We start from the raw sequence: 15,356 nt of genomic DNA on the forward strand, positions 1-15,356 counted from the left end.
CCTGTTTCTGCCTTTGTGATATCTGGTGTCATGAGCCGGATGGGAGTTATTTGTGTGCTATTACAGCTTGTATGTGAGGCCCTGACATAGGGCACAGTGAGCACGGTAATGAGATCTGAAAAAAACGCCTGCTATTGAGCAGGCGTTTTTTGTACGGCTGAAAGCTGGTTTGCAAGCGGGTTTAGCCCTTCACACGCACAATCTTCTGAACCTGCGGTACGTGACGGATGGCGCGAATCACGCGTGCCAGGTGGGTACGGCTATCAACCTGAACGGTCAGGTGCAGTACCGAGGTCGCAGCCGATTCGTCCGGCATGGAAATATGCAGGATGTTGGAGTCGGCATCGGTAATTTCAGCAGCCAGACGGCCAAGAACACCACGCTCGTTGATCGCAGTGACATCCAGACGGGTGGACAGGTGGCGGGCGGTATTGCTGTCCCACATGACAGGAACCCAACGTTCGGGCTCTTTGGCCTGGGCGCGTTGTGCCACCGCACACTCAGCCATATGAACAACCAAACCGTGACCCAGACGGATGCCGCCAATAATGGCGTCACCGGGCAGGGGGCCACAGCACGGTGCCAGCTGTACAGCCTGACCTTCGTTACCGTGAATCAGAATCGGTGCAGAAGTGTTGGCGTTAATTTCGTCAAACTCGGCCGCAGTGGTTTCCAGCAAGGGGTTTTCTGGAGCAAAGCGGCGCGCCACGACGGCGGCCAAACGTTTGCCCAAGCCAATATCGGCCAGAATTTCTTCACGGGATGCGGCGCCCGAACCCTTGGCCAGTTTGTCCCAGTTGGGATCGTCGTCGGTGGCATGTGGCAGGCTTAGCTGGTCAAAGGCTTGATCCAGCAGACGGCGGCCAAAAGCCACGGATTCTTCGTATTTAACCGTGCGCAGGTAATGGCGGATTTCCGAACGGGCGCGGCCCGAACGGACGTAGTTCAGCCACTGAGCGCTTGGGCGAGCGGCGGGAGAGGTAATGATCTCTACCGAGTCACCGCTTTTCAGCTCGGTGCGCAGCGGGGCAAACTCGCCATTGATTTTGGAAGCAACAGCGTGATTGCCGATATCGGTGTGAATGCTGTAGGCAAAGTCCACCGGAGTCGCACCACGAGGCAGGGAAATAATCTTGCCTTTGGGCGTATGGACGTAAACGGCATCGGGGAACAGGTCAACTTTGACGTGTTCCAGGAATTCTGTGGAGTCGCCTGTCTGGCTTTGGATATCCAGCAAGGATTGCAGCCAGCGGTGTGTGCGCTTTTGCAGATCGTTCAGGGTGACGTCGTCTTCTTTGTACAGCCAATGAGAGGCCACGCCTTCTTCTGCCACGTGGTCCATTTCGCGGGTGCGGAACTGGAACTCGACAGGGGTGCCGTAGGGGCCAATCAAGGTAGTGTGCAGGGACTGGTAGCCATTCACTTTGGGGATGGCAATGTAGTCCTTGAATTTGCCCGGTACGGGGCGATACAGCTGGTGCAGCGTACCCAAGGACAAATAGCACTCGGGCAGGGTATGCACAATGACGCGAAAGCCATAAATATCCAGCACGTCCGAAAAGGACTTCTTCTGCTCGACCATCTTGCAGAAAATACTGTAGAGCGACTTCTCACGGCCGGAAATTTCGGCATCAATTCCGGCAGCAGGCAGGGCGATCTTGACGGCTTCGGTGATCTTGCCCAGCACTTCACGGCGATTGCCACGCGCTGCCAGCAAGGCCTTGTGCAGCACCTTGTAGCGATTGGGGTAGATCGCCTTGAAGCAGCGATCCTGCAGCTCGCGGAACAGGGCGTTCAGGCCCAGGCGATGCGCGATCGGAGCGTAAATATCCAGCGTTTCCTGGGCGACGCGGCGGCGTTTTTCCGGCTTGACCGCATCCAGGGTGCGCATATTGTGCAAACGGTCGGCCAGCTTGATCAGAATCACGCGCACGTCGCGTGACATGGCCAGCAGCATCTTGCGGAAGCTGTCGGCCTGTTGCTGTGTCTTGGTAGCAAACTCCAGGCGTTCCAGCTTGGACAGGCCGTCCACAATCTCGGCCACATCGGTCCCGAACTTCTCAGCCAGTTCCTGCTTGGTGACGTCCTGATCTTCGATCACGTCATGCAGCAGGGCCGACATCAAGGCATCGGTATCCAGCTTCCAGCCGGCACAGATTTCCGTGACGGCAATGGGGTGCGAGATATAGGGTTCGCCACTGGCGCGAAACTGCCCCAGATGGGCCTGATCGGAGAAACGATAGGCCTCCCGTACCCGTTCTACATCTTTCGGGTCCAGGTACTGCGAGATGATCTTGTGTAGCGGAGCCAGTGAGGCAATAGGAGGACTGGCACTTTCCTGGGCAGCTTGTGCCAGTGCCGGGGTGTTCTTGTCTTTAGGCTTGCGACGACCTAGCCGTGAACCTTTTTTAAGGACGGCCAACAGCCCAGACGATGCGCCCCGTAAACCAGAAAATGCCATACCGTGCTCCGCCTGTGCCTATCAGGTAGGAACTTTGCGCAGCATTTCCAGACCGGTCGCGCCGGAGGCGATTTCTCGCAGGGCGGTAACCGTAGGCTTGTTCTTGCTTTCCAGGCGTGGTTCGTGGCCTTGAGCCAGTTCGCGCGCACGGTAGGCGGCTGCCAAGGTGAGCTTAAAGCGATTGGGGACTTGCTCCAGGCAGTCCTCGATAGTGATGCGAGCCATAGTAGACCTGTTATCAAAAAGTAATAAGAAGGAGATCAGCCCTGATTCAGCAGGGCATCTGCGCCTAATTGTTGAAAGAGTTGGCGATGCCGTACTGACTGAGTGGCAGTGCGCAAACGACTGGCCTGCACAATACTCAATAGCTGCTGTAATGCCGTATCAAAATCCTCATTGATAATAGCATATTGACAGTCATGAACATGGGCGATTTCGTGCTCGGCAGCCTCGAGGCGGCGGGCGATGATCTCTTCGCTATCTTGTCCACGTTTGCGCAAACGGGCCTGCAAGGTGGGCAAGGAGGGCGGCAGAATGAAAATGCCGACGGCTTCGGGGAAATGTTCACGCGCCAGGCGGGCGCCTTGCCAGTCAATTTCCAGCAACACATCACGGCCTGCATTCAGGGCTTTCTGAATGGGTTCGCGGGGCGTGCCGTAGTAGTTGTCATGCACCTTGGCCCATTCCAGCATGGCGTTTTCTGCGACCATGCTTTCAAAACGCGCTTTGTCCACAAAGAAGTAGTGCTGGCCGTCGCTCTCGCCGGGACGGGGGGCACGTGTGGTGGCCGAGATGGACAGCATGATGTTGGAATCGTTGGCCAGAAGGGCGTTGACCAGACTGGATTTACCCGCCCCGCTGGGGGCGACAACCATAAAGACGGTGCCAGGATAGCTCGTGGACATGGAGAGCAGACTCTAGAAGTAGATTTTTATAAAAGAATTAATTGCTGCTTGGGTCGGTTTGCCCAAACTCATTCAAAACGGCCAGGATGCTGGCCTGGTCCGCGCACAGAAAGACCACCGTGTCATTGGGGTTCATGGAGAACAAAACGTCTTCCACTTCCTGTGGGGCATCTTCGGGCTGGGCAATGGCCATCACGTGCACATCGCCACCGGCTTCGAATTGCTCGGGCGGGACAATATGGGCGACCGCATCCAGATCAGGCTCGCTGATGGCCAGATAGGCCCAGACCTTGTGCTCCTCTTCCAAGGTGATCTCAAGCACATAGGCCGAGTCAGTCTGCTCGATGATTTGGCTTTGAATTTGCATAATGAAAAGAGTGTGTCAGCTAAAAGACAAGGTAGCGGTAACGGGAGCGTGATCCGAGGGCTGCTCATTGGCGCGCGGCTCGCGGTCAATATCGCAGGCCGTGCAACGGGACTTGAGCTCATCAGACAACAAGGCGTGATCAATACGCAGCCCCGCATCGCGACGGAATGCAAAACGACGATAGTCCCACCAGGTAAAGGGGCTGCCGCTTTGCTCAAACAGACGGTAGGCATCGTGCAGGCCCAGTGCCAGCAAACGCTCGAACGCAGCGCGCTCGGGCGGGGATACCAGAACATCGACTCCCCATTTGACCGGGTCGTAAACGTCCTGGTCGGCTGGGGCAATATTATAGTCGCCCAGAATGGCTAGACGGGGATACTGCTGCAATTCTTTTTCCAGCCAGTCGTGCAAGGCGGCAAACCATTCCAGCTTGTAGGTGTACTTTTCGCTTTCCAGCGATTGCCCGTTGGGGCAGTAGGCACAGATCACACGCACCGGGCCGTCAGGCGAGGGGTACGTGGCGGCCAGCAAACGCTGTTGTGGGTCTTCGTAGTTGGGTAGATTGCGTTGCACATCCGCGCCAGGCTCACGCGAAATCAGGGCCACGCCGTTATAGGTTTTCTGACCCGCCCAGTGAGCGTGATAACCCATTTCCTGAAAAGCCTCCAAGGGAAAACGCTCGTCGGGCAGTTTGAGCTCTTGCAGACACAGCACGTCTACGGGGTTGGCCTTGAGCCAGTCCAGAACTTGGGGAAGACGGACGTTCAGGGAGTTCACGTTCCAGGTGGTGAGTTTCATGGTGTCAGACAATCTCGGTAAATCAGAGAAAGCCGCTTGTACAGGGCTTTGTCGATAAAGGTAGTGCAGAGGCGGCCATCAGCGTGTTGGAAACGGGCAGGATGGCGCTTAGCGTGCGCGAATGCCGCCATCATATCAGCGCTAGCCAGGGACTGGTTTTAAAGCCAGCGCCACCGACAGGATGAAAATGGCCGATGAGCCTGGGCTTTGTTCTAGGTCGTAGTGAAAAACAGACATTTTCAGACAATAAATTTGTCCTCAAACTATCTGCATGTAACAGCCATAAAGTCAGGCGGCAAGACCCAAAGCGCGCTTGGGGCAGATTGATGTTTTTAGGGCACGAAAAAGAGGGTTTTTTGCGCAGATCACGCGCCTGCTTGTGTTAAATTGCAGGCCAAGTTGGAACGGTGGGCCAAAACCGATGGAAGGGCTTGGCCGCAGCGCGTAGTACAAGGATTTGCTGTACAGGAAAAGGGAATAAAAAAATCGCCGTAATGGCGACTTTTTCTGTGTGATCAAAACCGGAAAGAAGGCCAGTTTTGTCTGTCTTGAATGCAAGCAAGATGGAGGCGTGTGCTGGAATCGAACCAACCTGAACGGATTTGCAGTCCGTCACATAGCCAATCTGTCACCACGCCTTTTGTTTTGTCCTGGGACATGTAGAATTATGCCCAAGGACGTAGGGAAAAGCAAGTGTCACATGACGGGACGTGAAACACGGTACGATCTGCTGCGCAAAAGCGACTGACGTCCCTCCCTTTTTTTGCCGCCCCTGCGGCACTCCCTTGTATTAAGGACATGGCATGCAATATCAATTCCCCATTGTGATCATCGATGAGGATTTTCGTTCTGAAAATGCGTCTGGTCTGAGCATTCGTGTATTAGCAGATGCGATCGAGGCCGAAGGCTTCGAGGTGTTGGGAACCACCAGTTATGGCGATCTGAGTCAATTTGCCCAGCAGCAAAGTCGTGCCAGCGCGTTTATTTTGTCCATCGATGATGAGGAGTTCACGCAAGATGGAGACAGCGCCCCGGCGCTGGTGAATCTGCGTGCCTTTATTCGGGCTGTGCGTCGTCGCAATACCGATGTGCCTATCTATGTGTATGGCGAGACCAAAACGGCTCGTCATATGCCAAACGATATCTTGCGCGAGCTGCAAGGCGTCATTCACATGTTCGAGGATACGCCCGAGTTCGTGGCGCGTCATATCGTGCGTGAAGCGCGCAGTTATGTGGAAGGCGTCAAGCCTCCATTTCTGAAAGCCTTGCTCGATTACGCCGAGGATGGCTCGTATTCATGGCATTGCCCCGGTCATTCCGGCGGCGTAGCCTTTCTGAAAAGCCCGGTCGGGCAGATTTTTCACCAGTTTTTTGGCGAGAACATGCTGCGTGCCGACGTCTGCAATGCCGTTGAAGAACTGGGCCAACTGCTGGATCACAACGGGGCCATTGGCGCCAGCGAACGCAATGCCGCGCGTATTTTCAACGCTGATCACTGCTTTTTCGTGACCAACGGCACCAGCACCAGCAACAAGATTGTCTGGCACCATGCCGTGGCTCCGGGTGATGTGGTGGTCGTGGACCGTAACTGCCACAAATCCATCCTGCACAGCATTGTGATGACGGGGGCTATCCCCGTGTTTCTGCGTCCTACGCGTAACCACTTCGGGATTATTGGCCCGATTGCGCGCAGCGAATTTGATATCGAGACCATTCGCGAGAAGATCCGCAAGCACCCCTTGCTCTCGCATCTGGATGCCGATACGGTCAAACCCCGTGTGCTGACGCTGACCCAGTCCACCTACGACGGCATTATTTACGACACCCAGGTGATCAAGAATGCCGTGGATGGTTACGTGGAAGTGCTGCATTTTGATGAAGCCTGGATTCCGCACGCAGCTTTCCATCCCTTCTATGGTCAGTTTCACGCCATGGGCAAGAACCGTCCGCGCCCGCAGGAAACCATGGTGTTCTCCACCCAGTCCACGCACAAGCTGCTAGCCGGTTTGAGCCAGGCCAGCCACGTGCTGGCACAGGACTCGGTCACCCGTAGCCTGGATCGTCATTTGTTCAATGAAGCCTATCTGATGCACACCAGCACCAGCCCGCAGTACGCAATTATTGCGTCTTGCGACGTGGCCGCTGCCATGATGGAGCCACCCGGTGGCCGTGTGCTGGTTGAGGAAAGCATTATTGAAGCGCTGGACTTCCGCCGTGCCATGCGCAAGGTCGAGTCGCAATTTGACGAAGACGACTGGTGGTTCAAGGTCTGGGGCCCGCCAACACTGGCAGAAGACGGTGTGGGCAAGCCTGAGGACTGGATCATTACGGACGATGCGGAGCATAGCGAGTGGCACGGTTTCGGCCCGCTGGCTGATGGCTTCAATATGCTGGATCCGATCAAGGCCACGATTGTTACCCCCGGCCTGGATCTGACAGGCACATTTGGTGAAACCGGTATCCCGGCTTCCATCGTGACCAAGTTCCTGGCGCAACGTGGCGTGATTGTGGAGAAGATTGGCCTGTACAGCTTCTTCATCATGTTCACCATCGGCATTACCAAGGGCCGTTGGAACTCCCTGGTGACTGCGCTGCAGCAGTTCAAGGACGATTACGACCGCAACTTGCCTGTCTGGCGTGTTCTGCCGCAGTTTGCGCGCCAGTATCCTTGCTACGAGGAAATGGGCTTGCGCGATTTGTGCCAGCATGTGCACCAGTTGTACGCCAAGCACGACATTGCCCGTTTGATGACCGATATGTACCTGTCGGATGTAGTGCCTGTCATGCGTCCGGCTGATGCTTTTGCCTGCATTGCGCAGCGTCGTACGGAACGGGTCGAGATTGATCAGCTGGAAGGTCGCGTGACTACCAACCTGATCACACCTTATCCCCCTGGTATCCCGCTGCTGATTCCTGGTGAAGCCTTTAACAAGACGATTGTGGATTTTCTGAAGTTCTCGCGTGAACTGCATCGCCAGTGTCCGGGCTTTGGTACGGATATCCACGGTTTTGTGGAAGAGGTGGATGCCTCCGGTCAGAAGCGTTACTACGTGGACTGCGTGGCACAGTAAAGCAGTTTGCTATCCAGGGCCGGGGCAGGGCATCGGCCTTTGGGTAGAGCAGTGAAGCAAGCGGGCCTGATGAGGGATGTTCAGGGTTCTGGAAGACTTCCAGACTTGAAGTGTCTGTCATCAGGCCCGTTTTTTTTATGGGCTGTCTATCTGCCACGAATCCTTGCGACAGGTTCGTGTTGCAGAGGCTTGTTACAGACTTTGCGCTGTGCGCAAGGCACATTCCAGCAGCCGTGAAGTCAGTGCTTGGGGATCACGGTCTGCCCGCAAGATCGCCACAACCCGGCGTTTCAGGGCAGGTTGCTCAATCGGGTATTTATGCAGATTGTGCTCGTTCAGCAGGTTGTCGGGAATGCGGCTCGGCAAGATACAGTCCCCCAATCCTGAAGCGACCAGTCGCAACATGGCATCTATGGTTTCGACCTCCGCCACAAATTCGGGGTGCAGGCCGCTGCTGTGAATCATGCGGCGCAGGGCGTAATGGGGCGGAAAACCGATCAGGCGCAAGGCCTGGTGGCTTAAATCTGCACTGGGAAAAGGCTCCTGCTTGGCGGAGATGCGGCACATTTGGTCGTCAAACAAGGTGTGCGAGATCAAGCCGCCACAGTCCACCGCCGAGTCGTACACAAACCCCACATCGGCTTTACCACTTTCCACTAAAGCCACTACTTCGGGCGAACTGCGTCCCAATAAGGACAAATTCACGCCGGGATGCGAACTCATGAAAGTGGCAGCGACATCGGACATGAAGTAGTAGCTCAGGGTATGGACGGTGGCTAGCCTCACGGTGCCTGAATTGACGCCGTGCTCCTGGCGCACGGCGTGGATAGCGCTATCAATACGGCTATAGGCGGGTTCGATTGCTTGGCGCAGCAGCTCGCCCGCATCATTCAGGCTGACTCCGCGCCCGGTACGGTTAAACAGGGTTTGGCCCAGGCTTTGTTCCAGCGAGCTTAATTGTTTGCTCAGGCTGGATTGGCTTTGTCCCAAATCATCAGCTGCTTTGCTGACCGAGCCTAATTGTGCAATGCGTAAAAAACAGCGCAAGGAGCGATCCAGATGATCGGTGGGGCGGGATTCGTGCATGCCATTGTCTCTTTATTGTTGTACTCAAATGGGTGAAAAATGAGTTTTCAAGGGTGCCTGGGGGGCTATGTGAGCAGTCGCGTATTCAGGGCAGTTATTTTGGCTTGAATTGTCTATGAAAAGCCTTGTTTTGAATTGCCTTTATTTTGTTCTAACGTCGCCTAATTTGCATTCATAATGCGCCCATATCATGATCAAAATTGATTTGTGGTCTAATCATTGATATAATAAAGAAATCGGGGCGCTAAGGGCAGCGCCCCCTGTCGATATTGAGCAGGAGTTATTCGTGAGCAAATCGAAACCAGTACGTCGTAAACAGGCCTTTGAGGTTGAGCCCCTGAATTGGGTGGCTCCCAAGAAAGCAGTCGTAGAAACCGATCAGGAAGCCAAAGTGGACGCGTCCAGCGACCAGGCTCAGGACAGCTAAGTTCTGACTGAAGGGTTAAAAAGCGCAAGCCTTGCAGCTTGCGCTTTTTTTATGCCTGCCTGTCTTGTATCAGGACCAGCGGCGATGGGCTTTGGTGGCCGGCAGATGCCCTTGCTCCAGCAGTTGCAGGCTGGCCTCTTCAAAGCGGTTCCAGGTGGCCAGAGCCAGTTGTGACCCTGTGCTGACACGGCGTACACCGATGGTGGCCAAATCGGGCACGTTCAGCCCCGGATGAATCAGCAGCACATTGAGGGGCGTAGGTGCCAGTGCCTGGACCACTTGGGCAATATCGTCCAGATCGCGTAATCCGGGGGCGTAGACCACATCGGCGCCTGCCTGGGCAAAGGCTTTTAGCCGGGTTATGGTTTGTCCCAGATCCAGCGCGTCAATCAGCAGGCCTTCGCTGCGTCCTATTAACAGAACGTCCTCGCCACTGTCGATAATTGCTTGCTTGGCAGCCTGTATGCGGGCCACAGCCAACTCAAGTTCATACAGTTCGTCGCCATGGCGATCTTCAATGGATAAGCCTGCAATGCCGGTTTCAATGGCCAGGCGGACGTTTTCGGCGACCTGTTCGGGCTCATCGGCAAAGCCATTTTCAAAGTCGGCGTTCAGTGGCAGATTCGTGCTGGCCGCCAGCTCTCGCAAATGCGCCAGCAGGGCATCCCGGCCCACCTCAAAGTCTTCCAATCCCTTTGACCAGGCAAACGCAGCGCTGCTGCTGGCAATTGCCTGTGCACCCAGTCTTTCCAGACGCTTGGCTCCACCTATGTCCCAGGGGTTGGGCAAAATCAGTAAGCCACTTTCATGCAAGGCTCGAAAACGGCGTCGTTTTTCCTGTGTGCTGACGTTCATGCGGGACTCCTGAGAATAAAAAACGCAAACCGGAGTTTGCGTTTTGATGCCTGGCCGCGTTTTATTTTTTCTTGGCTTTCTTGCGGATCACCAGAACGGGGATTTCCGAGTAGGTCAGAACGTGCTGGGTTTCGCTGCCCAAGAGCAGGCGCTTGTAGCCCTTGCGGCCATGCGAGGACATGACGATCAGGTCAGCTTTCTGTTTTTCAGCGGTAGAAATAATGGCATCGGCCACCAGTTCGGACTTCACCACCAGGCCCTTGACCGAGACACCAATGTCTTTACCGGCTTGCTTGACGGCGGCCAGCTCGGATTGGGCGTGCTCTACCCAGGAGGCTTCGATACGGCTATCGAGTTTCTGGTCGATAATGGGGCCGCCCTCCAGGTAGCTTTGGCGATAGCGCGGAATGACGCGCAGGGCCAGCAATTTGGCGCCGCTGGTCTTGGCCAGATTCAGGGCATGGGTGACAGCGTGGGCGGACAGTTCTGAGCCGTCGGTACATACCAGGATACGCTCGTACATGAGGGGGGATCCTATAAAAAGGGTTATCAAGAACGTGTCTTGTGGGTAAGGTATCAAACCATACTGCGAATTACGGTCTTTGTGTCTGCTTTATGGTTTTCCATGGCAGCCGTGTATATTCGAGTGGACGTTTTTGTCAGCTTGGCTTTTTTATGCTGGTCATCATATCCCACCGGGATTGAGGGAGATTCATATGAAAGAAGTGGTTGTAGTCCAGGCATGCCGTACCGCGATTGGTGACTTTGGTGGTGCTTTGAAGAACGTGTCGCCTATCGAGATGGGCGCGACGGTATTGCGCGCAGTACTGGATCGCAGTGGCGTGTCGGCGGCAGACGTTCAGCATGTAGTGATGGGGCAGGTTATTCAGACCGAACCACGTGATATGTACTTGTCGCGTGTGGCGTCGGTGCAGGCGGGCGTGGGACACGGAACACCGGCCATGAACGTCAACCGTTTGTGCGGTTCTGGTCTGCAAGCCATTGTGTCGGCCGCGCAGGGTATTCTGGTCGGTGATGCCAAGGTGGCTTTGGCAGGCGGAGCAGAAAGCATGAGCCGTGCGCCTTATATGTCCAGTGCTCATCGCTGGGGCGCTCGCATGGGGGACTCGGTCATGATGGACATGATGACTGGCGCACTGACAGATCCTTTTGATCGCGTTCATATGGGCATTACGGCCGAAAATGTGGCCCGCCAATACGGCGTGACCCGAGCCGATCAGGACGAGCTGGCATTGGAATCGCACCAGCGTGCCCGTCGCGCGATCGAGCAAGGTTATTTTAAAGAGCAGATCGTGCCCATTATCCAGAAAAGTCGTAAGGGCGAGATCGTGTTTGATCAGGACGAGCACGTACGTCTGGACGCTACGATGGAAAACTTTACCGGCCTGAAACCTGTGTTCATGCCTGACGGCGGCAGTGTTACGGCAGGTAATGCCTCGGGCCTGAATGACGGTGCAGCCGCTGTCTTGCTGATGTGCGCGGAAGAAGCTCGCCAGCGTGGGCTGAAGCCTTTGGCCAAGCTGGTGTCCTGGGGGCATGCCGGGGTGGATCCCAGCATTATGGGTATTGGGCCAGTGCCAGCTAGCCGTCTGGCACTGGAGCGCGCCGGTTTGAGCGTGTCGGATCTGGATGTGATCGAGTCCAACGAAGCTTTTGCCGCCCAAGCGTGCGCAGTTGTGCGTGAACTGGGTCTGGATCCGGCACGTGTGAATCCCAATGGTAGTGGTATCAGCCTGGGCCACCCTATTGGCGCGACCGGCGCCGCTATTACAGTCAAGGCCTTGCATGAACTGCAGCGTGTCCAAGGTCGTTACGCGCTGGTCACCATGTGTATTGGTGGTGGGCAGGGGATTGCGGCGATTTTCGAGCGCCCTTGAACCTTGCTGATTATTTCTCTTTAGGCTTCGTTTAAAGAGCAGGAAAGCCGGAAGTGCTACGAGTCACTTTCCGGCTTTTTTTTCGGCATATACAAGTAAATCTTATAAAAACGCCGACTTGATTGTTTGTTTTTGTAATGGGCCCTAAGTATCCAGCCAATTGCATTGAATTGTTTTAAAAGTAACGCGTGGCTTGTGTGGCTGAGCATGAAGCCCTTGTTTTTTCTCATCGGAATAAAACGGAATAAAAGGAGATTCATATGCAAGAAGTCGTCCTGGTTCAAGCTTGTCGAACTGCTTTTGGTAACTTTGGTGGCTCGTTACGGAATGTGCCTCCCATTGAGATGGGGGCGGCAGTCATGCAGGAGGCGCTGGGCAGGAGTGGAGTAGCTGCCTCGGAGGTGGACCAGGTGGTGATGGGGCAGGTGGTGCTGACTGAGCCCCAGGATATCTATATGGCGCGGGCAGCCTCCATGAAAGCGGGAGTGGCTCATGAGGCTGTCGCGATGAGCGTAAACCGTTTATGTGCATCCGGTTTGCAGGCCATTATTTCGGCAGCGCAAGCGATTGTATTGGGTGAGGCTCGGGTGGCCTTGGCCGGCGGTGTTGAAAGTACCAGTCGAATGCCCTATCTGGCGCCAAGCCAGCGCTGGGGGAGTCGCATGGGCAGTGTGGCCTTGGTAGATGTCTTGTCGGAGATTTTCATCAGTCCTCTGACTCGGGAGCATGTGGGGGTGACGGGGGAGAATGTCGCCAGAAAATACGGTGTGTCCCGCTGTGAGCAAGATCAGTTGGCCCTGGAGTCGCACCGTAGAGCGGCTCGTGCCATTGAAAATGGGTACTTCAAGGAGCAGATCGTCCCGCTGGCGGCCCACGATGGGAGCATCTTCGAGCAGGATGAGCATGTTCGGCATGATGGCAGTCTGGAGCAGCTTGCCGCCTTGAAGCCTATTTTCCAGAGCGACGGGGGGACGGTGACGGCCGGTAATATCTTGGGTCTGGCGGATGCGGCGGCGGTGGTGCTGATGATGGAAGAGGGGCAGGCACGCCGTCAAGGCTTGAAGCCTTTGGGCAAGCTGCGCTCATGGGCGCATGCGGGCGTGGATCCTCAATTTGCGGGAATGGGGCCGGTGCCATCGACTCGCTTGGCGCTCAAGCGGGCGGGGCTGACGGTAGCCGATATTGATGTGATCGAGTCCAATGAGGCGTTTGCAGCACAGGTGTGCGCCGTTGCCAAAGAATTGGATTTTGATCCGGAGCGAGTCAATCCAAATGGCGGCAGCATTAGCATGGGGCATCCTTTGGGGGCGACAGGAGCGGCACTGGTAGTCAAGGCCTTGCATGAGTTGCAGCGCATCCAGGGGCGGTATGCTCTGGTCACCATGTGTCACGGCGGTAGCGAGGGAGTAGCCATGATTATCGAACGTCAGTGAGCCGTTCCCCATCAAGTGATCGCTGTTATGATGGCGCCTTGCTAAAAAACGCCGGAAGTGGCGCAATGCCGCCTTCCGGCGCTGTTTTCTCTGTCGTCAGGCCATATCCAGGTTCAGGATTATGTGGGGTGCCACGTTGCTCCCGTGTGAGCCGGGCCGCCTGACTGCTTTGCAAGGAAGAGTTTCATGGCTGGTGAGCAGGGGGACGATAGTCCTACGTTGTCGGAAAGCGAAGGGATCCGTTATCTGCACTTTGGAACGGAGTGGATTCAAGGTGCAATGCGTATTCGCAAGCCCGCTGAATTGGTCTTGGCCTACACACAACAAATGATGGCCTGGCTGCTATTTATGGAAGACCCCAAACCCGAGCACAAGCTGGCTATTCTGGGGCTGGGGGCGGGTTCCCTGCTGCGTTTCTGCCTGAAGCAGACCAGCAGTCAGGTACAGACGGTGGAGTGGAATCCGTCGGTGATTGGTATGTGCAATGCTTTCTTCCGGCTGCCGCGCAGTCCACGGTCTCTGATTGATCAGGCTGACGCCGGTGTCTGGGTACAGGATAGCGATCAGCACAGTCAGTATCGCGCCTTGATGGTGGACTTGTACGACGCGCATGCCGAAGGTCCGGTACGTGACAGTCTGGAGTTCTATCAGGATTGCCGCGCGGTTCTGGATGATGAAGGCATCATGACGGTTAATCTTTTTGGTGCCCATCCCAGCTTCAAACATAATATTGACAACATTCGTGAAGCCTTTAGTGGCAAAGTATTGCTCTTGCCTGAAATGGACGAGGGCAATCAGGTGGTTTTGGCCTTCAAAGGCAGCACGCTGGAGATGACGGCCGGAGAGCTGCTGAGTCGGGCCGAGCAAGTGCAGGCCGATTATGGTTTGCCGGCTACACGTTGGGCCAGGGAACTGCTCTCGTTCCGTCGCCAGATGCAGGACCAGTAGGGGAGCGGGGCAGGGATTACCTGAAGGGTCAAAGTCCTGTCGTTCGCGTTAGACTAAACACCTAAAATTTTCGTTTTTTTGCATCTAAGGAGTATTGGATGAAACTGATCAGATCGGTGCATCAGGTGGCGGCCGCTTTGGCTTGTGTGGGATTGATGTCGGGCGCTGCAGTTCATGCGCAATCTGTATCGGTATCGTCGATTGTGGAACATCCGGCTCTGGACGCCATTAAGGATGGAGTACACAAAGCGCTGACCGATGCTGGTTATAACGAAGCCTCCGGCTTCAAATGGCAGTTTCAGACCGCCCAGGGCAATCCTGCCATTGCGGCTCAGATCGCTCGTAAATTCGTCGGTGACAAGGCTGACGTGATTGTGGCCATTTCCACTCCTTCGGCGCAGGCCGTGGTGTCGGCAACCAAGACTATCCCTGTGGTGTACTCGGCCGTGACCGATCCTGTGGTGGCGCACTTGGTACCCAGCATGGCACCGTCGGGCACCAACGTGACAGGCGTGTCCGATGCGCTGGCACTGGAAGCCCAGGTTGATCTGATCAAGAAAGTCGTGCCTGATGCCAAGCGCGTGGGTATGGTTTACAACCCTGGCGAAGCCAACTCCGCCGTGGTCGTTAAAGAAATGAAAGAATTGCTGCCCAAGCATGGCATGACGCTAGTGGAAGCCACCGCGCCTCGTACCGTGGACGTGGGGGCGGCTGCTCGTAGCCTGGTGGGCAAAGTCGATGTGATCTACACCAATACCGACAATAACGTGGTGTCGGCCTACGAGTCCCTGGTAAAAGTGGGCGTGGACGCCAAAGTGCCTTTGATCGCTTCGGACACCGACAGTGTGGCCCGTGGTGCTATCGCGGCTTTGGGCGTGAACTACTACAACCTGGGTCTGCAGACCGGTCAACAGGTCATCCGTATTCTGAAGGGTGAAAAACCCGGTGATATGGCCTCCGAGACCAGCAGCAATCTGGAACTGTATGTCAATCCGGGCGCTGCCAAGCGCCAAGGCGTTTCGCTTAACGAGGACTTCGTGAAGTCCGCAACAAAAATCGTCGAATAAGCCTGATTTGACTGCTTCTTGCAGGTGGGTTGCCACAAGC

At 55.6% G+C, this 15,356-nt stretch carries 14 protein-coding genes and 1 tRNA gene; 6 read left to right on the plus strand and 9 right to left on the minus strand.

All coding sequences use genetic code 11. The features are described 5' to 3' along the window. Positions 1-181 precede the first annotated feature (181 nt). From MID00_RS17000 to MID00_RS17025, 6 genes are all read right to left on the minus strand, one after another. Positions 182-2,461 carry a bifunctional (p)ppGpp synthetase/guanosine-3',5'-bis(diphosphate) 3'-pyrophosphohydrolase gene (locus tag MID00_RS17000; protein WP_009457108.1) on the minus strand — a complete coding sequence of 760 codons (2,280 nt, stop codon included), beginning with the start codon at positions 2,459-2,461 and terminating at the stop codon, positions 182-184. A 21-nt stretch (positions 2,462-2,482) separates the two neighbouring features. Further along, entirely contained in the window at positions 2,483-2,686 is a 204-nt protein-coding gene (gene rpoZ, locus MID00_RS17005) for a DNA-directed RNA polymerase subunit omega (protein WP_003799665.1), read from the minus strand. 35 nt (positions 2,687-2,721) lie between these two features. After that, entirely contained in the window at positions 2,722-3,366 is a 645-nt protein-coding gene (gene gmk, locus MID00_RS17010) for a guanylate kinase (protein ID WP_254499172.1), read from the minus strand. 37 nt (positions 3,367-3,403) lie between these two features. Beyond that, a complete protein-coding gene (locus tag MID00_RS17015) occupies positions 3,404-3,733 on the minus strand; it encodes a hypothetical protein (RefSeq protein ID WP_009457104.1) in 330 nt (109 codons plus the stop codon). 15 nt (positions 3,734-3,748) lie between these two features. Then, positions 3,749-4,531, minus strand: coding sequence for an exodeoxyribonuclease III (xth, locus tag MID00_RS17020; protein WP_009457100.1), 783 nt, complete (start codon positions 4,529-4,531; stop codon positions 3,749-3,751). A gap of 564 nt (positions 4,532-5,095) precedes the next feature. Next, positions 5,096-5,169: transfer RNA gene (locus MID00_RS17025), tRNA-Cys, on the minus strand. A 165-nt stretch (positions 5,170-5,334) separates the two neighbouring features. Here MID00_RS17025 and MID00_RS17030 point away from each other — a divergent pair. After that, positions 5,335-7,602 carry an arginine/lysine/ornithine decarboxylase gene (locus MID00_RS17030; protein WP_021446542.1) on the plus strand — a complete coding sequence of 756 codons (2,268 nt, stop codon included), beginning with the start codon at positions 5,335-5,337 and terminating at the stop codon, positions 7,600-7,602. 192 nt (positions 7,603-7,794) lie between these two features. Here MID00_RS17030 and MID00_RS17035 read toward each other — a convergent pair whose 3' ends face one another. Beyond that, positions 7,795-8,688, minus strand: coding sequence for a LysR family transcriptional regulator (locus MID00_RS17035; RefSeq protein WP_254499173.1), 894 nt, complete (start codon positions 8,686-8,688; stop codon positions 7,795-7,797). Between the two features lie 286 nt (positions 8,689-8,974). Here MID00_RS17035 and MID00_RS17040 point away from each other — a divergent pair, with 286 nt between their 5' ends. After that, complete coding sequence (locus MID00_RS17040; RefSeq protein WP_021446543.1) at positions 8,975-9,115, plus strand: hypothetical protein; 141 nt, start codon at positions 8,975-8,977, stop codon at positions 9,113-9,115. 69 nt (positions 9,116-9,184) lie between these two features. Here MID00_RS17040 and MID00_RS17045 read toward each other — a convergent pair whose 3' ends face one another. Next, the gene (locus MID00_RS17045; RefSeq protein ID WP_254499174.1) at positions 9,185-9,970 is read right to left on the minus strand and encodes an isocitrate lyase/phosphoenolpyruvate mutase family protein; all 786 of its coding nucleotides are present in this window, start codon (positions 9,968-9,970) and stop codon (positions 9,185-9,187) included. Between the two features lie 61 nt (positions 9,971-10,031). Then, the gene (locus MID00_RS17050; protein ID WP_009457090.1) at positions 10,032-10,493 is read right to left on the minus strand and encodes a universal stress protein; all 462 of its coding nucleotides are present in this window, start codon (positions 10,491-10,493) and stop codon (positions 10,032-10,034) included. Positions 10,494-10,686: 193 nt separating this feature from the next. Between MID00_RS17050 and MID00_RS17055 the strand changes: the two genes are divergently transcribed. From MID00_RS17055 to MID00_RS17070, 4 genes are all read left to right on the plus strand, one after another. Continuing rightward, positions 10,687-11,868, plus strand: coding sequence for an acetyl-CoA C-acyltransferase family protein (locus MID00_RS17055; protein ID WP_009457088.1), 1,182 nt, complete (start codon positions 10,687-10,689; stop codon positions 11,866-11,868). Between the two features lie 260 nt (positions 11,869-12,128). Then, complete coding sequence (gene bktB / locus MID00_RS17060) at positions 12,129-13,301, plus strand: beta-ketothiolase BktB (protein WP_009457084.1); 1,173 nt, start codon at positions 12,129-12,131, stop codon at positions 13,299-13,301. A 186-nt stretch (positions 13,302-13,487) separates the two neighbouring features. Next, positions 13,488-14,249, plus strand: coding sequence for a hypothetical protein (locus tag MID00_RS17065; RefSeq protein WP_009457082.1), 762 nt, complete (start codon positions 13,488-13,490; stop codon positions 14,247-14,249). Between the two features lie 155 nt (positions 14,250-14,404). Beyond that, positions 14,405-15,316, plus strand: coding sequence for an ABC transporter substrate-binding protein (locus MID00_RS17070; protein ID WP_223254123.1), 912 nt, complete (start codon positions 14,405-14,407; stop codon positions 15,314-15,316). The last annotated feature ends 40 nt before the right edge of the window (positions 15,317-15,356 follow it).

Source organism: Alcaligenes sp. NLF5-7, from assembly GCF_024266725.1.
GTDB lineage: Bacteria > Pseudomonadota > Gammaproteobacteria > Burkholderiales > Burkholderiaceae_B > Alcaligenes > Alcaligenes phenolicus.

What these genes read in the sequence shown, in the direction of transcription:
- MID00_RS17000 (WP_009457108.1), bottom strand. Translation starts at nt 2,461, where the DNA reads ATGGCATTTTCTGGTTTACGGGGCGCATCGTCTGGGCTGTTGGCCGTC.
- rpoZ (WP_003799665.1), bottom strand. Translation starts at nt 2,686, where the DNA reads ATGGCTCGCATCACTATCGAGGACTGCCTGGAGCAAGTCCCCAATCGC.
- gmk (WP_254499172.1), bottom strand. Translation starts at nt 3,366, where the DNA reads ATGTCCACGAGCTATCCTGGCACCGTCTTTATGGTTGTCGCCCCCAGC.
- MID00_RS17015 (WP_009457104.1), bottom strand. Translation starts at nt 3,733, where the DNA reads ATGCAAATTCAAAGCCAAATCATCGAGCAGACTGACTCGGCCTATGTG.
- xth (WP_009457100.1), bottom strand. Translation starts at nt 4,531, where the DNA reads ATGAAACTCACCACCTGGAACGTGAACTCCCTGAACGTCCGTCTTCCC.
- MID00_RS17030 (WP_021446542.1), top strand. Translation starts at nt 5,335, where the DNA reads ATGCAATATCAATTCCCCATTGTGATCATCGATGAGGATTTTCGTTCT.
- MID00_RS17035 (WP_254499173.1), bottom strand. Translation starts at nt 8,688, where the DNA reads ATGCACGAATCCCGCCCCACCGATCATCTGGATCGCTCCTTGCGCTGT.
- MID00_RS17045 (WP_254499174.1), bottom strand. Translation starts at nt 9,970, where the DNA reads ATGAACGTCAGCACACAGGAAAAACGACGCCGTTTTCGAGCCTTGCAT.
- MID00_RS17050 (WP_009457090.1), bottom strand. Translation starts at nt 10,493, where the DNA reads ATGTACGAGCGTATCCTGGTATGTACCGACGGCTCAGAACTGTCCGCC.
- MID00_RS17055 (WP_009457088.1), top strand. Translation starts at nt 10,687, where the DNA reads ATGAAAGAAGTGGTTGTAGTCCAGGCATGCCGTACCGCGATTGGTGAC.
- bktB (WP_009457084.1), top strand. Translation starts at nt 12,129, where the DNA reads ATGCAAGAAGTCGTCCTGGTTCAAGCTTGTCGAACTGCTTTTGGTAAC.
- MID00_RS17065 (WP_009457082.1), top strand. Translation starts at nt 13,488, where the DNA reads ATGGCTGGTGAGCAGGGGGACGATAGTCCTACGTTGTCGGAAAGCGAA.
- MID00_RS17070 (WP_223254123.1), top strand. Translation starts at nt 14,405, where the DNA reads ATGTCGGGCGCTGCAGTTCATGCGCAATCTGTATCGGTATCGTCGATT.